Source organism: Micromonospora chalcea, from assembly GCF_002926165.1.
Lineage (GTDB): Bacteria > Actinomycetota > Actinomycetes > Mycobacteriales > Micromonosporaceae > Micromonospora > Micromonospora chalcea.
Map to the genome: position 1 here is coordinate 14,329 of NZ_MAGP01000112.1, position 19,773 is coordinate 34,101.

Annotated in this window: 17 protein-coding genes; 8 read left to right on the forward strand and 9 right to left on the reverse strand. The window is 74.0% G+C overall.

Going from position 1 to position 19,773, the window contains the following annotated elements; translation table 11 throughout:
- Position 1: 1 nt before the first annotated feature.
- The 4 genes from BAW75_RS15455 to BAW75_RS15470 are packed head-to-tail and all read left to right on the forward strand — an operon-like array spanning position 2 to position 4,278.
- Entirely contained in the window at positions 2–1,939 is a 1,938-nt protein-coding gene (locus BAW75_RS15455; protein WP_104114001.1) for a hypothetical protein, read from the forward strand.
- Entirely contained in the window at positions 1,936–2,496 is a 561-nt protein-coding gene (locus BAW75_RS15460) for a hypothetical protein (protein ID WP_043327892.1), read from the forward strand. Before BAW75_RS15455 ends, BAW75_RS15460 begins: the two co-directional genes overlap by 4 nt.
- A complete protein-coding gene (locus BAW75_RS15465) occupies positions 2,493–3,668 on the forward strand; it encodes a M23 family metallopeptidase (protein WP_043327891.1) in 1,176 nt (391 codons plus the stop codon). Before BAW75_RS15460 ends, BAW75_RS15465 begins: the two co-directional genes overlap by 4 nt.
- Before the next feature lie 10 nt (positions 3,669–3,678).
- A complete protein-coding gene (locus BAW75_RS15470; RefSeq protein WP_104114002.1) occupies positions 3,679–4,278 on the forward strand; it encodes a hypothetical protein in 600 nt (199 codons plus the stop codon).
- Position 4,279: 1 nt separating this feature from the next.
- Here the strand turns inward: BAW75_RS15470 and BAW75_RS15475 are convergent, their stop codons facing one another.
- Positions 4,280–4,840 (reverse strand): Rv0361 family membrane protein, encoded by a 561-nt coding sequence (locus BAW75_RS15475; protein WP_104114003.1) that lies wholly within the window; start codon positions 4,838–4,840, stop codon positions 4,280–4,282.
- 213 nt (positions 4,841–5,053) lie between these two features.
- Between BAW75_RS15475 and BAW75_RS15480 the strand changes: the two genes are divergently transcribed.
- Both BAW75_RS15480 and BAW75_RS15485 read left to right on the forward strand, forming a co-directional pair.
- On the forward strand, positions 5,054–7,582 hold the full coding sequence (locus tag BAW75_RS15480; RefSeq protein WP_208635256.1) for an FtsK/SpoIIIE domain-containing protein: 2,529 nt from the start codon (positions 5,054–5,056) through the stop codon (positions 7,580–7,582).
- Entirely contained in the window at positions 7,579–8,280 is a 702-nt protein-coding gene (locus BAW75_RS15485; protein ID WP_104114005.1) for a hypothetical protein, read from the forward strand. The genes BAW75_RS15480 and BAW75_RS15485 overlap by 4 nt, the downstream gene beginning before the upstream one ends.
- Positions 8,281–8,333: 53 nt before the next feature.
- Here BAW75_RS15485 and folE read toward each other — a convergent pair whose 3' ends face one another.
- The 4 genes from folE to BAW75_RS32340 form a co-directional block, all read right to left on the reverse strand.
- Positions 8,334–8,951, reverse strand: coding sequence for a GTP cyclohydrolase I FolE (gene folE, locus BAW75_RS15490; protein ID WP_013288986.1), 618 nt, complete (start codon positions 8,949–8,951; stop codon positions 8,334–8,336).
- An 86-nt stretch (positions 8,952–9,037) separates the two neighbouring features.
- A complete protein-coding gene (gene ftsH / locus BAW75_RS15495) occupies positions 9,038–11,068 on the reverse strand; it encodes an ATP-dependent zinc metalloprotease FtsH (protein ID WP_043327886.1) in 2,031 nt (676 codons plus the stop codon).
- Positions 11,069–11,445: 377 nt separating this feature from the next.
- On the reverse strand, positions 11,446–12,021 hold the full coding sequence (hpt, locus tag BAW75_RS15500) for a hypoxanthine phosphoribosyltransferase (protein ID WP_013288988.1): 576 nt from the start codon (positions 12,019–12,021) through the stop codon (positions 11,446–11,448).
- Positions 12,022–12,120: 99 nt separating this feature from the next.
- Complete coding sequence (locus tag BAW75_RS32340; RefSeq protein ID WP_167435576.1) at positions 12,121–12,258, reverse strand: hypothetical protein; 138 nt, start codon at positions 12,256–12,258, stop codon at positions 12,121–12,123.
- Between the two features lie 150 nt (positions 12,259–12,408).
- Between BAW75_RS32340 and BAW75_RS15505 the strand changes: the two genes are divergently transcribed.
- A complete protein-coding gene (locus BAW75_RS15505; RefSeq protein WP_104114006.1) occupies positions 12,409–13,368 on the forward strand; it encodes a GlxA family transcriptional regulator in 960 nt (319 codons plus the stop codon).
- A gap of 293 nt (positions 13,369–13,661) precedes the next feature.
- On the opposite strand, the gene tilS is transcribed toward BAW75_RS15505, so the two are convergent.
- The 3 genes from tilS to dacB form a co-directional block, all read right to left on the reverse strand.
- The gene (tilS, locus tag BAW75_RS15510; protein WP_104114007.1) at positions 13,662–14,612 is read right to left on the reverse strand and encodes a tRNA lysidine(34) synthetase TilS; all 951 of its coding nucleotides are present in this window, start codon (positions 14,610–14,612) and stop codon (positions 13,662–13,664) included.
- Positions 14,613–14,790: 178 nt separating this feature from the next.
- The gene (locus tag BAW75_RS15515; RefSeq protein ID WP_043330860.1) at positions 14,791–15,858 is read right to left on the reverse strand and encodes a zinc-dependent metalloprotease; all 1,068 of its coding nucleotides are present in this window, start codon (positions 15,856–15,858) and stop codon (positions 14,791–14,793) included.
- Between the two features lie 66 nt (positions 15,859–15,924).
- A complete protein-coding gene (gene dacB / locus BAW75_RS15520) occupies positions 15,925–17,430 on the reverse strand; it encodes a D-alanyl-D-alanine carboxypeptidase/D-alanyl-D-alanine endopeptidase (RefSeq protein ID WP_420915008.1) in 1,506 nt (501 codons plus the stop codon).
- Positions 17,431–17,723: 293 nt separating this feature from the next.
- Here dacB and BAW75_RS15525 point away from each other — a divergent pair, with 293 nt between their 5' ends.
- A complete protein-coding gene (locus BAW75_RS15525; RefSeq protein ID WP_013288994.1) occupies positions 17,724–18,230 on the forward strand; it encodes an inorganic diphosphatase in 507 nt (168 codons plus the stop codon).
- Positions 18,231–18,287: 57 nt separating this feature from the next.
- Here the strand turns inward: BAW75_RS15525 and eccD are convergent, their stop codons facing one another.
- Positions 18,288–19,670 carry a type VII secretion integral membrane protein EccD gene (eccD, locus tag BAW75_RS15530; protein ID WP_104114009.1) on the reverse strand — a complete coding sequence of 461 codons (1,383 nt, stop codon included), beginning with the start codon at positions 19,668–19,670 and terminating at the stop codon, positions 18,288–18,290.
- Positions 19,671–19,773: the final 103 nt, after the last annotated feature.

The following is a 19,773-nucleotide window of genomic DNA, read 5'->3' on the forward strand; positions in this document are numbered from 1 at the left end:
CATGGCGAGGGCACGGATCGCGGCGCTCCTCCTCGCGCTCGGCGTACTCGCCGGGGCCACGATCTCCTGGCCGGTGATCGGTGCGGCCACACCCGCGTACGCCGCCGCGCCGGTCACCCAGGCGCGGGCCGAGTTGTGCAGCACCAAGGAGTGGCAGGCCGACTTCCGCGCCTGCGTCGGCCGCCTCAAGGCGGTCAGCGAGGACCAGGTCGAGTGCCGCAACGCGCCGGTGCCCGCCGCGCCGGACTCGGGCCTGGCCGGCTGGTTCGCGTCCCGGCCCGACTCGGCGAAGGAGCCCGGCCCGAAGGGCCTCTACAGCGACTACGGGTACGCCGGCTACAGCTACAACACGTACGACGTCGACGGGGGCTGCGCCTCCTCGGTGCTGCATCCGGACTACCGCTTCACCACGATGGTCGCCAACGGCGAGTTCATGTTCGCCAACGCGGTGATCGGCGCGTCCAACGCGCTGCGGGAGCGCGCCTGGGATCCGCGCACCATGTGGAGCTGGGCCGACCCGCTGGTGGAGCAGGCCACGAAGGCCGTCTACCAGAAGGTGTTCAGCGTCTTCGGCATCATCACGGTCTGCGTGGTCGGCCTCTACCTGCTCTGGCGGTCCCGCCAGTCGGACATGAGCAACGCGATGACCACTGCGGGCTGGGCGCTGCTGGTGATGGTGGCGGTGACCGCGCTGGCCGCCTGGCCGGTCAAGTCCGCGAACATCGCCGACAGCACGCTGATCACCACACTGGGCGTGGTGCACGACGCGGTCGGCCCGTCCGCCAAGGACACTCCGCCGGGCCAGTGCGACGACCCGAACCCGCAAGCGTGCAAGGATCACCGCCCGCCCGCGGTACGCGCCAGCGACACGGCGACCGAGACGATGCTCTACCGGAACTGGCTGCGCGGTGTGCTCGGCTCGGCAGACAGCGAAACCGCGAAGAAATACGGTCCTGCTCTGTACGACGCGAAGTCCCTGACCTGGGAGGAGTCGGAAAAGCTCCGCCAGAATCCGGCAACCCGTGAGGGCACGATCAAGGCCAAGCAGCAGCAGTGGGCCCGTGTCGCCGAGCAGATCAAGACCGAGGACCCGGAGGCGTACGAGTACCTCAAGGGCACCAAGGACATGGACCGGATCGGCGCCGGGTTCATCGCGGTGCTGGCCTCGGTGCTGTTCGCCATGTTCGACCTCACCGCGTCGCTGCTGGTGCTGCTCGGCTTCCTGATCTTCCGCTGGGCGGTGATCGCCGCGCCGATCCTCGGCACGGTCGGCCTGATGCGCCCGGCCAGCGCCGGCCTCCGGCGGCTGGCGAACGCGGTGGTCGCCGCCGTCTTCAACATCGCCATCTTCGGCACCGGCGCGGCCATCTACCTCTTCGCCGTCGACCTGATCATGAACACCGCCACGCTGCCCGGCTGGCTCCAGGTGGTGCTGGTCTGGCTCTGTGGCGTGGTCGGCTGGCTGCTCCTGCGGCCGTACCGCCGCATCACCCAGCTCGGCGGCAAGGACAGCAGCGAGGCGGTCAGCTCGGCCGGCTCCTGGCACCGCCGGTTCTTCCGGGACATGCGGATCGCCGCCCGGCTGGACGTGGCCGAGCCCGGCGGCACCAACGAGCCGACCATCGGCAGACGCCGTACCGTCACCGCCGATCAGCGCAGCCTCCGGCCGGAGGCCCGCCACGAGGATCCGGCGCACAGCGCCACACCGGCCGAACGGGAGCGGCCGGACGGACGGGAACGGACGGAGGGGGCGCCCGCGAGCGGGCGGCCGGGCGAGAGTCCCGGTAGCACGCCCCGCCCCCGGCGCGCGCCGTCGACCTGGACCGAGCCGGACGTGCCGGAGGAGGCGCCCTCCTACGCCGTCTACCGGCCGGACTCCGCGGGCCGCGGCACATCCCCGGCCCGGCCGGCGCCGCGCATCCGCTCCGAGGCCCGGTGAGTCCGGTGCGGCGCGCGCTGGAGTTCCTCTTCACCCGGGTCCTCCGGTCGAGGCTCGGCGTCGCCCTGGTGATCGCCGTGCTGGTCTTCGGTGTGATCGGCGCGGCCCGCCTGGTCGGCGGGCCCGGCGATTCGGGGCTCGGCCTGACCAGCCGGCCCAGCCAGCCGATCAGCACCGCGGACCCGGAGGCCGGTGACGACGGCGTGCTGGCCAGCCCGCCGACCGCTGTCGCCCCGAAGACCCGGCCGGGCGAGGACACGCCGGAGCAGGTCGCCGGGCGGTTCACCAACGCGTGGCTGAGCGGCCCGGGCAGCACCGGCGACGCCTGGCAGGCCCGGCTCCGGCCGCTCTCCACCCCCGCGCTGGCGGAGAAGATGACAGACGCCGACCCGGAGACCGTGCCGGCGCGGAAGACGACAGGCGCACCTTCCCTCCGGCCCCGCACCGAGTCGTTCGTGGAGGCGCTCGTTCCGCTGGACAACGGCACGCTCCGGCTCGAACTCGTCGCACCGGACGGCCCCTGGCTGGTGGACGCCGTCGACTGGGAGCGGTCGTGACCGCCGGCCCGGCCGTCGCCGGACAGGTCCGCCGGAAGTTGCGGGTCGGCGTGCTCGCCACCGCTGTCACGGCGGCACTCGCCCTGCTCTGCTGCGTCGGCGGCGCCGGCGCCTTCTTCCTCACCGAACTCGGCGGCGACGGGGACGACCCGAAGCTCGCCGCCCTGAGCTGCGACCCGGCCTACCAGGTGAACCTGACCGGGGACATGCCGCGCTTCGCCGAGTACGGCGAGCGTCAGCTGCGCAACGCAGCGGTCATCATCAAGGTCGGCCAGGACATGAAGGTCCCCGCCCGCGGCTGGGTGATCGCGCTGGCCACCGCTATGCAGGAATCAGCGCTGCGCAACCTAGCGAACAGCACGGTCCCGGCGTCGCTGGCGCTGCCGCACGAAGGGGTCGGCGCCGACCACGACTCGCTCGGCCTGTTCCAGCAGCGGCCCGGGTGGGGCAGCGTCGAGCAGCGGATGACGCCCTCGTACACGGCCCGGAAGTTCTACCAGAAGATGGTGAAGGTGCCGAACTGGCAGCAGCGCCCGCTGACCGTCGTGGCCCAGCGGGTCCAGGTGAGCGCCTACCCCGATGCCTACGCCAAACACGAGGAACTGGCCGGACGCATCGTCGACGCGCTGGCCGGCGGCGCCGCCCGGACCGTGGAGATCGCCGGCAAGGCCGTGTGCGACGCGGCGGCCGGAGACCGGATCGCCGCCTCCGGCTGGACCGCGCCGCTGCCCGGCGGCGTGGTCTCCGGCTTCCGGACCACCGCCCGTCCCAGCCACCACGGCGTGGACCTGGCTGCCTCGAAGGGCACGCCGATCCACGCCGCCTCGGCGGGCCGGGTGCTGGTGGCCCGTTGCGATCCCGACAGCGCCGGGCGGAAGGACTGCGACCGGGACGGCTGGCCGAACAAGGGCGGATGCGGATGGTTCGTGGACATCCTGCACGCCGGCGGGTTCATCACCCGCTACTGCCACATGGTCGAGCGTCCCCGGGTGGTGCCGGGTCAGTCGGTCGCGGCGGGCGAGGTCATCGGGCTCTCCGGCAGCAGCGGCAACTCGTCCGGCCCGCACCTGCACTTCGAGGTGCACAGGAACGGCGACCGGTCCAGCAACGGCGCGGACAACCCGGTGCCCTTCATGCGCAAGCGGGGCGCGCCCCTCGGCGAGACCGAGTGAGGCCGGGCGGATGAGCAACCCCCTGCCCGACCCGTTCGCCGACCGGCCGGACTGGGCACCGCTGCCGCCCCGGCCGGTCGAGACGGTGCCCGCCACGAGCGGAACCGAGCTGCGCGGCCGGCGGGTACTCGTCGGCCTTCCTGGCCTCGGCTGGCGCGGGGACCTGCGGGCTGACGAGCGCGTGGTGCAGGGCAGCCGCACCTACGTGCCGGTCATCCCCGAGCACGAGTGGTACCGGGCCGAATCCGAGCAGGTGGAGGTGTTCGCCCCGCTGGTGCCCGTGGAACGGGTCTGGGTGGAGACGATCGGCGAGCGACCCCCGCCGACCTCACCAGCCCCCTCGGGAATCCGGCTGGTCTCGCTGGACGCCCCGAACCGCCGGCCGCCCACTCCGGTGTTCGATGCCGACGCGGTGACCGGCCGGCGCGTGGTGCACGTGGACAACGGCGTGGAACGGCGTGACCTGCGCGCCGTCACCGAGACCTACTCCGGGGCGGACGGCGACATCTGCGTGCGGGTCACGCCGGAACTGGAGTGGTACCGGTGGGCCTGGCGCGGTCAGGCACCGACCACGCTGGAGATACCGGTGCACCTGCTGTGGCTGGAGTAGGTCAGCCGACCTTACTTGCCCCGCAGACGCGCCAGCCGTCCCGCTCGACTACCTGGAACTGCCAGTCCTCCCGGCGGCTGCTTCGTGTTTGACCATCAGCCGAACTCGAGATGGTCAATGTCGTGGTCACCGACTCACCGTCGCCGTTCTCGACCCGGGTCAACGGTCCCCAACTGACGCGCACTACCACGTCGAAGTTGGCCTCACGCTGCTCCACCTCGGCGCGGAGGCCCCGAACCGCATCAAGGTCCCCGTCAGACTTACAGGCGAACTCATCGGCCTTCGTGTCGTTGCGGTCCACGAGGAAAGCTCGCAAATAGTTGTCGACCACGACGTCGGGGGCGCTTCGGTCCGGCGCTGTCGCGCGGTCGTACAGCACGAATCCGGCCACCGCTCCACCCGTGCACAGCAGCGCCAGCACCCCCGCGACGACGCCGACGACCGTCCGCAGCGACCGCTTGGGGCGTACCGGCGCGGGAGCGGGCGCGGGAGGCGCCAACTGCTCCGGCGGGGTCCGCTGCGCCGGTACTCGGGACACCTGGGAACCGGCGGGGGGCTGCACTGATTCCACCTCCTGAGGCTATCGGCTGCGCGTCGCGTACCCAATGCCTGGAACCGGCGGATCGTGGCGAACCGCCGGGCGGAGGCCGCCCGGCGGCGGGGTGAGGCTGCTCACCGCCGACCAGCTCACCGCGCCGACCGACATCCCGGTGGACGGCCCCCGGCTGGGTTACCGTCACACCTCGGGGAGGACATGTCGGCCTCGGGAAGAGAGGTGGACGCGGTGGCGACTCCGAAGGCGCGCGCCGGCCGGGCCGCCGCGCTGCACCGCCGGGCCGAGGCCGCCGCGACGGCGGCGGCGGGCATCCTCGACGAGATCCGGCCCGCGCCGGCCGACCATCACCGGCAGTACGAGCTGGCCGAGCGTCTGCGCGCGGCTGCTGAACTGGCCGCGCCGGGCTGGGCCGGCGGTCCGCTGGAGACGCTGACCGCGGCGACGCCACCCGGTGACGGCCCGCCGCCACTGGTCCGGATGGGCACCGCCGCGCCGCTCGACGACGCCCGGTTCCCCGCGCTCGCGCCCCTGTTCGGCAGCGGTCACGTGAGCCTCGACGCCGACGCCTCGGACCCTCGGGTGGCGGGGCTGCTCCGCGCGCTGCTGCTGCGCGTGTTCGCGGCGACGCCGGCGGGAGCGCTGCTGGCTCGCGCGGTGGACGGCGGTTCCGGTGAGACCTTCGCCGGGTACGCGCCGCTCGCCGACGCCGGCCTGCTGCCCCCGCCCGCCACCGACCTCGCGGGGATGCGCGCGGTGCTGGCCGAGGCGGAGCAGTGGGTGGCCGCCGGCACGGCCCGGCACCGGGCGCACGACCGGACGCTGCTGCTCGTGGTGGCCGCGCTGCCGGAGGGTACTACCACTGCCGACCTGGACCGGCTCGCCGGCCTGGCCGAGGGCGGGCCGCGGGCCGGGCTGCATCTGGTGGTCGCCGGCTGGCCGGACGGCGGTCCGCTGCCGCGCGCCACGGCGATCACGGTCCGCACCGCGTACGCGCTCGTCGGCGACCCGCCCGGCGCCGGGTTCAGCAGTCCCGGCGCGGAGCCGCCGGGCGGGCTGAACTCGCCGGTGTTCCTGGACGACGACCCGCCCGCCGAGCTGGTCGCCGCTGTGTGCGCGCGGCTGGTCCGGCAGATCGAGGACGGCTCCCGCCTCTCGCTGGGTGACCTGCTCCCGGCGGACGGTTTCTGGACCGACGGCTCGGCGGACGGGTTGAGCACCACCGTGGGTGACGCCGCCGGGCGCCCGGTCAGCCTCGGCTTCACCGAGCTGACCCCGCACTGGCTGGTCAGTGGCCGGGGCCAGGCCGGCCGGTCGGCGTTCCTGACCGACGCGCTGTTCGGGCTCGCCGCCCGGTACGGCCCGGACGAGCTGGCGCTCTACCTGGCCGATCTGGTCGACGGCGAGTCCTTCGTGGAGTTCCTGCAGACCGAGCGGGACCGTTCCTGGGTGCCGCAGGTGCGCGCCGCCGGGATGGCGGCCGACCGGGAGTACGTGGCCGACCTGTTCGGCGAGCTGGAGGCGGAGTTGCGCCGCCGCGAAGAGGCGTCCCGGCGGGCCGGCGGGCAGCGCTACGCCGAGCTGCGGCAGCACCAGCCGTTGCCCCGGATCGTCTGCGTGATCGACAACTTCCCGCTGGTGCTGCGCGAGCGGGACCGGCTCGCCGCCGACCTGCTGGCCCGGCTGGACGCGCTGGCCCGCGCCGGCCGGTCGTACGGCATCCACCTGGTCCTCGCGGGCGAGGGTGACCTGGGCATCGGCGGCCCGCGGGATCCGCTGCTCGGCCAGTTCCCGGTGCGGGTGGCACTGCCCGGCGGCTCGGCGGTGCTGGAGCCGGCGAACGACTCGGCGGCCGGGCTGCCGGTGGGCAGCGCGGTGGTGAACACGGCGGGCGGTCTGGGCGGTCCGCGCGGCGCGACCCGCGGGCATGAGCGGATGATCCGCTTCCCGGACCCGTACGAGGATCCGGAGGTCCTGGCCGGCCTGCGGCGACGCCTCTGGGAGGCGCGGGGCGAGTCGGCGACGCCGCCGGTGGTGTTCGCCGGGTACGCCCGCCCGCTGCTCGCCAACGACCCGCGGCACCGGGCCGCGCTGGCGGGCCGGGCCCACGCTCCCGCCGCCCTGCTGGGCCGGGCGGTGGACGTGCGGCGCTCCACAGTGACGGTGCCGCTCGGGCCGGGCGCCGGGCGCAACCTGGCCGTCCTGGGCCGGGACGAGGAGGCCGAGCGGCTGCTGGTGACGGCGGTCCGCAGCGCGGCGGCGGCGCATCCGGGCGCGGCCCGGTTCGTGCTGGCGCCGCTGGCGAACGGGTCGGCCGAGCCGGCCGGGGTGCTGGCCGCCGAACTGGCCGGGCGGCATCGGGTGGAGACCGTCGACGCGGCCGGGCTGCGGACCGCGATGGCGTCGGACGAGCCCGGCTACCTGGTGGTGTTCGGGGTGGACGTGCCGGACGCCACCGAGTTGCCGCCGGAGTTGCTGCGGTCGCTGCTGCTGGAGGGCCCGCCGGCCGGGCGGCACCTGCTCGGCTGGTGGCGGACGCCGGCGCCGCTGGCCGGGCTGCTCGGCCCGGAGGGTGAGTTGGACAAGCTCACCGCCGTGGCGGTCACCGACGTGCCGGGCGGGCGGCTGGAGCAGCTCTTCGACCGTCCGGTCTGGTGGCGGCCCCGGCCGGGCCGCGCGATGCTCTGGGACGGCCCGGACGAGCAGGGCACCGTTTTCGTGCCGTTCGGCGCCGGGGAGGGTTCGGCATGAGCGAGACCGGCACGACCGTGCCCGGGCCCCGCAACGGCGGACCGACAACAGTGGCGGAACCCGCCGAGTCGGCCTGGACGGAGTACGTCGCGGCCGCACGGGCGCTCGACGGCGTACGCCGGGCGGCGGCCACCGCCGCCGGGGAGCAGGCGCGGTCGGTGGCGGCGGCCCGCGAGGAGCTGACAGCGGTACGCGAACGGCTGGCGTCGCAGCAGTCCCGGCTGCGTGAGCTGGGCGTACCGGCGTTGTCGCTGGTACCGACGCCGCCGGAGGTGACCGAGGCGGCCCGGTCGATGGCGGGTGGGCCGTCGGCGGTGCTGGCGGCGTTGCGCGCCGCCGGGGGCTGGGCGGACGCGGCGGACGACACGCTAGCCGCGCGGGGCCTGCCCCGGCTGGCGCGGTGGCCGTCCCGGCCGCGCAACCTGCTGGTGTACGGGCCGCTGGCGCTCGTGGTGCCGCTGCTCCAGCTCGTGCTGTACGCGGTGGCCGGGCCGGGGGCGGTGACGGTGCTGGCGCTGCTGGTGGGGCTGCCGCTGCCGGCCGTCGCGTACATGCTGGGCTGGCTCGCTGTGGGGCGGCTCTTCCGTCCGCGTCCGACCGACCGGGTGGACCGCACGCCCCGGTTCGGGGCCCTGGTCTGCCTGATCCCGGCCGTGCTCACCGCCGCCGGCCTGCTGCTGGCCATGCTGCCGAGCTGACGACGGCCGCGTCTCCCGGGCGGGAGTACGCGGCCGTTCGTGTCGGTCGAGGGTCAGCGGGCCATGATCAGCGCCATCGCCTCGGCCCGCGACTTCGCGTCGTTCTGCAGGCCGCCGCGCACCGCGGACGTGATCGTCTTCGCGCCGGACTTCTGGATGCCGCGCATCGCCATGCACATGTGCTCGCACTCCAGCACCACGATCACGCCGCGCGGGGCGAGGCTGGACATCAGCAGGTCGGCGATCTGCGAGGTGAGCCGCTCCTGCACCTGCGGCCGCCGGGCGAACACCTCGACCAGCCGGGCCAGCTTGGACAGGCCGGTGATGCGGCCGTCCGGGCCGGGGATGTAGCCGATGTGCGCGCTGCCCCGGAACGGCAGCAGGTGGTGCTCGCAGAGGCTCATCACGTCGATGTCCCGGACGAGCACCAGTTCCTCGTGGTTGGCCTCGAACGTGGTGCGCAGCACCTGCGCCGGGTCGACCCGCAGGCCGGCGAAGAGCTCGGCGTACGCGCGGGCGACCCGGGCCGGGGTCTGCTGGAGGCCGTCGCGGTCCGGGTCCTCGCCGACCGCGATGAGGATCTCGCGTACCGCCTTCTCGATCCGGGCGAGGTCGACGCTGTCCTCCACCGGGCCGCCTGTCAGCTTGCCGCTGATCAGGCGCGCGGCCACGTAGTCGAGCGCGTCGTCGCCGTCGGGCTCGGTCGCGGAGACGGCCGACTCCCTGTGCGGGGAGCCGGCCGTCGTCGGATCGCTGTTCAGTGCGTACCGTCCGAGTTGTTGCTGGAACCACCGATCGAGCTGGAACCACCGATCGAGGCGGCCGCGTCGGCGCGGGCCTGCGTCGCCAGCGCCTCCTTCTCGGCCGGGGTGAGCACCGGCGGCTCGGTGGAGGGCTGACGCTTGCCGAAGCCGTGGTACGGGGCCATCGGCGGGCGCTTGACCACCCGGGCGCAGATGCGGGCCATGTCGGCGGTGGAGAGGGTCTCCTTCTCCATCAGCTCCAGGACCATGTTGTCCAGGACGTCCCGGTATTCCACCAGGATCTCCCAGGCCTCGTCGTGCGCCAGCTCGATCAGCGCGCGCATCTCGCCGTCGATCTCGGCGGCCACCGCGTCGGAGTAGTCCCGCTCGTGGCCCATGTTGCGGCCGAGGAACGGCTCGTCGCCGCTGGTGCCGTACTTGATCGCACCGAGCTTGGAGCTCATGCCGTACTGCGTGATCATCGCGCGGGCCAGCTGGGTGGCCTTCTCGATGTCGTTGCCGGCGCCGGTGGTCGGCTCGTGGAAGACCAGCTCCTCCGCCGCCCGGCCACCGAGCGCGTACGCCAGGGTGTCGATCATCTCGGCCCGGGTCTGGGTGTACTTGTCCTCCGTCGGGAGCACGAGCGTGTGACCCAGCGAGCGACCCCGGGACAGGATGGTCACCTTGTGCACCGGCGCGGCGTGCGGCAGCGCCCAGGCGACCAGCGCGTGCCCACCCTCGTGGTACGCGGTGATCTTCTTCTCCTGGTCGCTCATCACCCGGGTCCGGCGCTGCGGGCCGGCGATCACCCGGTCGATCGACTCCTCCAGGGAGTCGTTGGTGATCGCCCGCTGCTCCTTACGGGCGGTGAGCAGCGCGGCCTCGTTGATCACGTTGGCCAGGTCGGCGCCGCTGAAGCCCGGGGTACGCCGGGCGACCGCGTCGAGGTCGACGTCGGGCGTGAACGGCTTGCCCTTGGCGTGCACCCGCAGGATGGCCTTGCGGCCCTCCATGTCGGGGGCGTCGACCGGGATCTGCCTGTCGAACCGGCCCGGGCGCAGCAGCGCCGGGTCGAGGATGTCCGGCCGGTTGGTGGCGGCGATCAGGATCACGCCGCCCTTGGTGTCGAAGCCGTCCATCTCGACCAGAAGCTGGTTGAGCGTCTGCTCCCGCTCGTCGTGGCCGCCGCCCATGCCGGCGCCACGGTGGCGGCCGACCGCGTCGATCTCGTCGACGAAGACGATCGCCGGGGCGTTCGACTTGGCCTGCTCGAACAGGTCGCGGACACGGCTGGCGCCGACGCCGACGAACATCTCGACGAAGTCGGAGCCGGAGATGGAGTAGAAGGGCACCCCGGCCTCGCCGGCGACCGCGCGGGCCAGCAGCGTCTTGCCGGTTCCGGGCGGGCCGAACAGCAGCACGCCCTTCGGAATCTTGGCGCCGAGGGCCTGGTACTTCGCCGGGTTCTGCAGGAAGTCCTTGATCTCGTGCAGTTCCTCGACGGCCTCCTCGGCCCCGGCCACGTCCGCGAAGGTGGTCTTCGGCGTGTCCTTGGTGATCATCTTCGCCTTGGACTTGCCGAAGTTGAGCACCCGCGAGCCGCCACCCTGCATCTGCGACATGAAGAACAGCAGCAGGAGCACGAGAAGCGCGATGGGAAGCAGGTTGACCAGCAGGCTGACCCAGATGCTGTCCGACGACACCTTGGTGTCGACCGGGCCGGTGATCCGGTCCGCCGCCTCGGCCTCGCGGACCTGGTTCCAGACCTGGCCGCCGACCTCGTACGGGAACTGCGCCTCGATCTTGTCGGTGGTGGTGTCGTCGCCGAACTTGGCCTTGTCCTTCAGGTCGAGCTGGAGCGTCTGCTCCTTGTCCTGGAAGACGACCTTCTCGATGCCGCCCTTGTTGAGCTGGTCGAGCGCGACGGACGTGTCCACCCGGTGGTAGCTGGGACCAGCGGTGAACAGTTGACTGAGCACAACGGCGCCGAGGATGACCAGGATGATCCAGACCACCGGTCGGCGGAAGAAACGCGTACGTTCCATGCTGTTGTCGGGTGCCGAGGCGCCCGCATCCTCCTGATCGACGTCCTGACCGTCTGAATGGTGTCGCCGCCTTGAGCGGCGGCCGGGGCCGCCGTGCGGGCCGGCCCGACCCCCGGGGCACGCAAACTGCCGCACCACGGTCATTCGACGGTACACCGTACGCGCGACGAGCGAGCTTGCGAGCCCGTCACTTACGCGCAGGGCGAACCCGGGTTTGGGCCGGCGTGGCGGGGAGCTCCGCACCCGGCCCACCCATACCGCACGGTCAGCGGTTCGAGGGGTCGGGCGTGGAGGGTGCCTCCACGTCACCGGCCCCTACCGTAGACCGGAAGGCTGAGAGCCCGCTGAATGTCCGCTGACGAAGGGCTCGGCGGAACTCACGCCCGGGCGTACACCTCGGGCTTGAGCACCCCGACGTAGGGCACCTCGCGGTAGCGCTCGCCGAAGTCGAGGCCGTAGCCCACGACGAACTCGGTGGGGATGTCGAATCCGACGTACTTGACCGGAACCTGCACCTTGACCGCGTCCGGCTTGCGGAACAGCGCGACCACCTCGACGCTGGCCGCGGAGCGCGACTCCAGGTAGCGCAGCAGCCAGGACAGGGTCAACCCGGAGTCGACGATGTCCTCGACCACCACCACGTGCCGGCCGGCGATGTCCCGGTCCAGGTCCTTGAGGATGCGGACCACGCCGGACGAGGTGGTGCCCTGGCCGTAGGAGGAGACGGCCATGAACTCCAGCTCGGCGGGCGGGCCCTGGCGGCCCAGCGCGCGGGCGAAGTCGGCCATGAACATGACCGCGCCCTTGAGGACGCAGACGAGCAGGAGGCCGTCCTCGACGTGCGCGTAGTCCGCCGAGACCTGCTTGGCCAGCTCCGCGGTCTTGTCGCGGATCTGGGCCTCCGAGATGATCACGTGGTCGATGTCGGCGTCGTACCAGGAGCCGTCAGCCATGCTCCTAGCCTGCCGTACGCCCCACGGCGGCCGTCGGCGGGGCCGCTCCTTTTGGCGCGGTCCCGCCGGGGATTTTCGGCGCGATCTGAACAAATCACCTCAGCAGGTACGGGAGCGCCAGCGCTGCCCGTCGTCGCTCGGCTTCCAGTCGGCCGAGTCGCGGGTGTCGGCGGTGAGCCCGAAGGCGCTGGCCCCGACGAGGAGCAGCAGGAAGAGCAGGAACAACAGAACGGTCATGGCGGCGCTCGCTTTCGCATGGTTGAGACGGTTTTCGCCGCCGGTGCGCACCGGACACCATTGATTCTGCGAGCCACCGACCGATACGGACAGTGGCAGGAATGTCATTGGGCATCGATTTACTGCCACCGGTCGGGTTACCCTCGTCACATGCTCCGCTCGGTCGCCGTCATCGTCATGGACCAGGTCGCCGCGTTCGAGCTCGGCGTGCTCGCCGAGGTCTTCGGCACCGACCGCACCGCCGACGGCTTCCCCAGCTACCGGTTCGATGTCTGCACCGCCGACGGCGGCCCGGTCCGCAGCCGCTCCGGATTCCTGCTCGCCCCCACCGCCGACCTCACAGTGGTGGAGGACGCCGACCTGGTGGCGGTGCCCGCGCACGCCGACGGCGCCCCGGCGCCCGAACCGGTGCTCGCCGCGCTGCGCCGCGCCGCCGACCGCGGAGCCTGGCTGCTCAGCGTCTGCGCCGGCGCGTTCGTCCTCGGCGAAGCCGGCGTGCTCGACGAGCGCGCCTGCACCACCCACTGGCGCTACACCGACGAGCTCCAGCGACGCTTCCCGGCCGCCCAGGTGCAGTGCGACTCGCTCTACGTGCAGGACGGCCGGCTGCTCACCAGCGCCGGCACCGCCGCCGGCATCGACGCCTGCCTGCACCTGGTACGCCAGGAGCACGGCTCCGCCGTGGCGACCCGGCTGGCCCGCCGGATGGTCGTCCCACCGCACCGCGACGGCGGCCAGTCCCAGTACGTCGAGGCGCCCATCCCGAAGGCCCCCGAGGCGCCCACCCTGGAACCGGTGCTGGAGTGGCTGATGGGGCACCTCCGCCACCCGGTGACAGTGGACGAGCTGGCCGCGCGCGCCGGCATGGCCCCGCGCACGTTCGCCCGCCGGTTCCGCGCCGAGACCGGCACCACCCCGCACGACTGGCTGACCAACCAGCGGGTGCTGCTGGCCCGGCACCTGCTGGAGGACACCACGCTGAGCGTGGAAGGCGTCGCCGAGCAGGCCGGCTTCGGCGACGCGGCGGCGCTACGGCACCACTTCACCCGCCGCGTCGGCACCACCCCGCTCGCCTACCGCACCACCTTCCGCGAACGCACCACCGCCTGACGCTCCCCGCTCCACCCGGGCCCGGCCCGGCCCACCCCGGCCCGGCCCACCCCGGCGATCATGAAGTTGACCGTGGATTTCGTCCGTTCCCTCCCCGTCAACCTCATGATCACCGCCCCCGGGTGGGCCCGCTTCCCGCGCCGCACCCGTGATCAAGGAGTTTGCGGGCTGCCGGAGGCGTGAAGTGGACACAAAGTCCTTGATCACCGCCAGGCGAGGCGAGGCGGGAGGGGCGAGACGCCGCGGGGCGCCAGGCCGCCGGAGTGGCGGCGCGAACCCGGCTGGATCACCGGTCAGGGCAGGAGGTGACCGGCCTGGCGGCGTACCTGGTGGCCGCCGGGCAGGTGCACCGGGCCCTGGCCGCGCCAATCAGTGACCAGGGCGTCCAGTGCTGCCACGTGACTGTGGGACAGCGCGGCCGGCGCGGCGCCCAGCTCGCGGGCCCAGGTGTGCAGCACCCGGGTACGGACGAGGGCCGGCAACCCGGCCAGCCCGTCGACGGCGAGCGCACGGCCGTCGGCCCGGACGTCGGCCAGCGCGGCGTCCGCGAGCGCGGCGAGCGCGGCGTTGTCCGCGGCGAGCAGGCGGGCGGTACGGGCCAGGTTCGCCACCACCCCCGGCCCGAGCGCGTCGACGAGTGCCGGCAGCGCGTCGGACCGGACCCGGGCCCGGGCGTACGCGGGGTCGGCGTTGTGCGGGTCCGCCCACGGGTCGAGCCCGAGCGCGGCGCAGGCGTCCCGGGTGTCGGCACGTGGGATGTCGAGCAGTGGGCGCAGCAGGGTTACCCCGTCGAGATCACGACTTTCCGGCATCCCGGACAGCCCTCGTGGCCCGGCGCCCCGGGCCAGCGCGAGCAGGACGGTCTCGGCCTGGTCGTCCCGGGTGTGCCCGAGCAGCACCCCGGCCGCGTGGTGCCGGTGGGCCGCCGCGACCAACGCCTCGTACCGGGCCTCGCGGGCGGCCGCCTCGGGGCCGCCGGGCCGGCCGTCCACCCGTACCGGAAGCACCTCGACCGGGTCGAGCCCGGCCGAGCGGGCCCAGGCGGCGACCGCCTCGGCCCGCTCGGCGGAGCCGGGCTGCAGGCCGTGGTCGACTGTCACCAGGCCCGCCGGGCGGCCGAGGCGGGGAGCCACGAACGCGGTGGCGGCGGCGAGCGCGAGCGAGTCGGCGCCGCCGGAGCAGGCCACCAGCACCGGTCCGGCGCCGGGCAGGCCGGTCAGCGTCCGGCGTACGGCGAGCCGCACGGCGGCGACGGCGGGAGCGGGCGACGGAGAGCGGCGCGATCGCGCGCCGGAATCAGCCCGGCCGGGGCGATCCACCGAGCCAGCCGGATCCGCCGAGCCGGCGGGACCGCCCGGCACGACCGAGCCAGCCGAACTCAGCGCACCGACCGAACTGGGCGAACCACCCGGGCCGGGCGGGTCAGCCGAGGGGCGGGGTGGCACCGGCGGGCCCGTGTACGCGGTTCACCCAGGCGTCCGGGTCGCCCAGCTCGTCCAGGCGCGGCAGCGTCAGCGGCGACGAGAAGATCTTGTTGAAGCCCGGCATCCCCACCCGGTCGACCACGCCGTGCACGAACTTGCGGCCCTCGGCGTACTGGCGCATCTTGACCTCGATGCCGAGCAGCCGCCGGATCGCCTTCTCCAGCGGGTTGCCGGACTCGCGGCGGCGGTTGAACGCCGCCCGGATCGACTCGACGCTGGGGATGACCTGCGGGCCGACGCCGTCCATCACGAACTCGGCGTGCCCCTCCAGCAGCGTCATCAGCGCGGTCAGCCGGTCCAGCACGGCGCGCTGGGCCGGGGTCTGCACGATGTCCAGCACGCTGGCCCGGCTCTCCGGGTCCTTGACCGCGTCGGAGAGCGTGGCCACGCCGCGGCGGAGCCGTTCCAGCAGGTGCTCGCCGCCCTGGGAGGCGTCCACGAACGCCTGCACCTCGCCGAGGAAGTACGCGCGCATCCACGGCACGGCGGTGAACTGGGTGCGGTGGGTGACCTCGTGCAGGCACACCCAGAGCCGGAAGTCGCGCGAGTTCGCGCCGAGCTTCCGCTCCACCTCGAGGATGTTCGGGGCCACCAGCAGCAGCTGGCCGGGGTCACCGGCGAACACCTCGTACTGGCCGAGCACGCGGCCGCTCAGGTACGCCAGCACGGTGCCGGCCTGCACGCCCGTCACGCGGGAGCCGATCGCCTCGGTGAGCGCGCCCGGCCGCTTGTCGCCGGAGAGGCGCTCCACGAGCGGGGACACCACCTCACGCAGCCCGGCGATGTTCGCCGCGGCCCAGTCCCGGCGGTCGACCACGCGTACCGGCGGGTGGGCGACCTGCGGACGCAGGCCGGTGTAGTCGGCGACGTGCCCGGCCGCCTCCTCGGTCAGCCGGCGCAGGTCGCCGACCACGTCGGTGGCCTCGGCGTACGACACCCGGGGGCCCGACTTGCTCAGCGCCCCCGCTGTCGCGGCGGCCAGATCCCAGTCCACGAACTGCGCCATGAACCCACCGTACCCGCGCCGGAACACCCCCACCCGGGCTCGCGCCCGCCGATCGACGCCCGTCGGTCAGCGGCAGCCGCACCCGGCCAGCGCGGAGGTGATCCGGTCCAGCGCCGCCCGGGTCTCGTCCAGCGAGCCCTGCGTCCGGTCGGTGAGCACGGCGAACGTGAGCAGCCGGCCGTCGGCGGTGGTGACCGTGCCGGCGATGGCGTTGACCCCGCTGAGCGTGCCGGTCTTGGCGCGCACCACGCCCGCGCCGGCGCTTGTCGCCGCCGCCCGGTAGCGCTCGTCGAGCGTGCCGGACCAGCCGCCGACCGGCAGGCCGCCGAAGATCGCGGCGAGTTCGGGGTGGCTGCCGTTGCCGGCGAGCGTGATCAGGTCGGTGAGCAGCGAAGGGCTGATCCGGTTGGTGCGGGACAGCCCGCTGCCGTCGGCCAGGCTGATCTCGCCGGCCGGCAGACCCAGCTCGCCGAGCACCTGGCCGGTGGCCGCGGCGCCGCCGGCGAACGAGCCGGGCTTGCCCTTGGCGAGCGCCACCTGGCGGGCCATCGCCTCGGCGATCACGTTGTCGCTGTCGCTGATCATGATGTCGACCAGCCGGATCATCGGCAGGGACTCGACGGTGCCCAGTTCGGCGCCGGGGGCCGTACCGGTGGCGCCGGACGCGGCCGGCGCGGTGCCCCGGGTCACCTGGGCCGCGCCGCCGGTGAGCCCGAGCAGCTTGGCGAACTGCCGGCCGGCGGCCAGGTCCGGCTGGGGCACCCGTTCGGCGGCGTGGTTGGTCTGCTCGGCGGTGCGGCGCGCCTCCGCCGGGTTCTTCCGGGCGCCGTCGGTCATCAGCGCGGTGATCGCCCGGTCGAACCCGCCGGTGGGGATGTCGGAGTCCCAGCCGGGTTCGAAGACCGGGCCGGTGAACAGCGACGAGTCGACGATCACCTTGGTCGGCGCGGTGCCGCCGAGCGCGTTGCGCACCTGGGCGGCGAGGTCGTCCAGCCGGGCCGCGCCCGGGTAGAAGCCGTCCTTGTCCACGGCGAGCGTGGGGTCACCGCCGCCGACCAGGACCACCTCGCCCGGGTTCGGGCCGGCCACCGCCCTCGTCGGGATCCGGTAGGCCGGGCCGCGCGCCGCGAGCACCGCCACGCCGGTCGCCAGCTTGGTCACCGAGGCGGGCACCGTCGGGGTGTCCTGGCCGCTGCCGTAGAGCGCCTGGCCGGTGCTCACGTCGGCCACCGACAGGTGCACCCGGTCGCCGAGCGCGGCGGCGCGCACCAGCGGGTCCAGGGCGGCGCGGATTCCGGCCTCGGTGGGCAGCGGGGCGTTGCCGTCCGGCCCGGCCAGCACGGCCGGCGGGGTGGGCTCGGGCGGCGCGGCGACCGCCGTACCCGAAGAACTGTCGTCGCCCAGCCAGCCCGCGACCGGACCGGGCCGGAACACGGCAAGCCCGGCGACCGCCAGGGCCAGCACGAGTACGCACGCGAGCGCCGCGACCAGCCGGGAGCGGCGACGCGGCGCGGCCGGAGGCGGGGAGGGCGGGGGCGGCGCGGCGCCGGCCGGTGGGACGGGCGGGCTCACCGGGATCGGACCCGGAGCCGGACGGTGGGGGACGTTCGCACCCGGTACGGACACCCGGCCGGTGGCGCCACCGGAACCGGAACCCCCGGAAGCGGACCCGTCAACCCTCTCGGGGCGGTAGTGTGAATCTTCCCTCCCCACGGCCCCCTCCTCCCCGCTCGAAATCGCCTTGGGCGACACTACTTCGGTCCGAACACTATGCGGCGGCCGAGGCCGACGGGGGGCGTTCCCCCGCGCCGGGGGCGAACCGCTGGTTCCGTTAGCCAGCGTGGGCAAACGAGGGAGCGTGGGAGATGGATTTCGACGTCACGGTTGAGATCCCCAAGGGTCACCGCAACAAGTACGAGGTAGACCACGCGACCGGCCGCATCCGGCTGGACCGTACCCTCTTCACCTCCACGCAGTACCCGGCCGACTACGGCTTCATCGAGGGCACCCTCGGCGAGGACGGCGACCCGCTGGACGCGCTGGTGCTGGTGCCCGAGCCGACCTTCCCCGGCTGCCTGATCCGCTGCCGCACCATCGGCATGTTCCGGATGACGGACGAGAAGGGCGGCGACGACAAGGTCCTCTGCGTGCCCTACGAGGATCCGCGCCAGGAGCACCTGCGCGACATCCACCACCTGGGCGAGTTCGACCGGCTGGAGATCCAGCACTTCTTCGAGGTCTACAAGGACCTGGAGCCGGGCAAGTCGGTCGAGGGCGCGACCTGGGTCGGCCGGGTCGAGGCCGAGGCGGAGATCGCCGCCTCGTACCGGCGGGCCAAGGAGGCCGAGGAGCGCGGCGAGACGCTGCACTGACGCTCACGCTTTCGCCGGAGGCCCGGGTCGCGCTTCGCGACCCGGGCCTCCGCGTGTTCAGGCGAGCAGGTCGCGGGCCCGGTCGTAGAGGCCCAGCACCGCGCAGGCCACCGGCACGACCGCGACCACCAGCGCGGTGTCGGTCAGGTCGGCCAGCCGGCCGAGGTACGGGGAGACGGGTCGCCGGGCGTACGTGGCGCCCGCGGTGACCGCGGCCAGGGCCAGCGCCAGCCCGCCAACGGCCAGCGCGAACCGGCCGGCCGGACCGGCGCGTTCGGCCAGCACCGCGCCGAGCAGGGCGTACCCGGCCAGCCCGGCGACGACGGCGGGCACCCGGTGGCGTACCGCGACGAACAGCCGGGAGCGCAGCAGCAGCACCCCGCAGGCGACGGCGGCGAGCAGCAGCCCGGCGGTCCGGCCGGTGGCGACGAGCACCGCGACCGCGCCGACCGCGAGCAGCGCGTGGCCGAGGAGCATCCCGGTCAGCACCTCCTCGGCGCGGGCCACCGCCGCGTGCACCCGGCCCCGGTCCGGCAGGTCCCGGGTGCCGGCCGGGCTGGGCAGGGTGAGCGGCGGCAACGGCAGCTTGCCGACCCGGATGGCCAGCAACGGCAGCCCGCCGAGCGCGAACACCAGCACGGCGAGCAGGACGGCCGCGGCGCCGGCCGGGTCGAGCAGCAGCCCGCCGAACGCGGACGCCACGCCGGTCACGCCCGCCGTCACCCCGGCCACGAAGACCCGGGACCGGCTGGCCACGCCGAGCAGCCCGAGCACCGCCACCAGCAGCAGCGCCACCGAGCCGACCAGCAGTTCCGGAGCGCCCACCCAGCGCAGGCCGGGAATCGGGCCGACCGGATCGCCGGAGGCGACGGCGAGCGCGCCGGCCGTCGCCGCCCAGGGCAGCGCGTACCCGCCGAGCGTGGCGCCGACGGCGCCGTCGCCGTACGCCCGGGAGGCCGCGGTGGCGGTGAGCACCAGGATCAGGGCGATCGCGGCGGCGACCGGCCAGCCGCGCTCGTCCGGTCCGGCCGCGACGACGGCGACCAGCCCGACGGCCAGTGGTACGGCGGCGCCGCCGAGCGCGGCGGCCCTTGTGGCGCGGGCCGACCAGGCGGCGCCCCGGCGCCGGGCCCCGTCGACTATCGCCTCGACCACGTCGTCGTACTCCAGCTCGGGCCACTCGGCACGGGCCGGCACCAGGTGCAGCACCTCGCCGTCGCGGACGCCCTGCGGCAGGAGCGCCTGCGCGGTGGCGAGCACCCCGCCGTCGGTGCGGCGCAGCACCCACCCACCGTGCCGTTCGCCGTCGTCGGCCAGCCCGACACCTGCGTGCCGGAGCACCTCGGGCAGCAGCTCGGCCAGGGGGACCTGCTCCGGTAGGGCCACGTCGACCCGCCGCCGGGGCGCGCTGATGGTGACCCGGGCGAGCCCGCTTGTCATCGAGGCACCTCCATATCGAGCGGGAACAGTGGGCTGACGGACGAGAGGACTTTACCTACGATGAGCCAGGCTCGGGTTACCCAGAGCCACTTCCGGGGAGGGT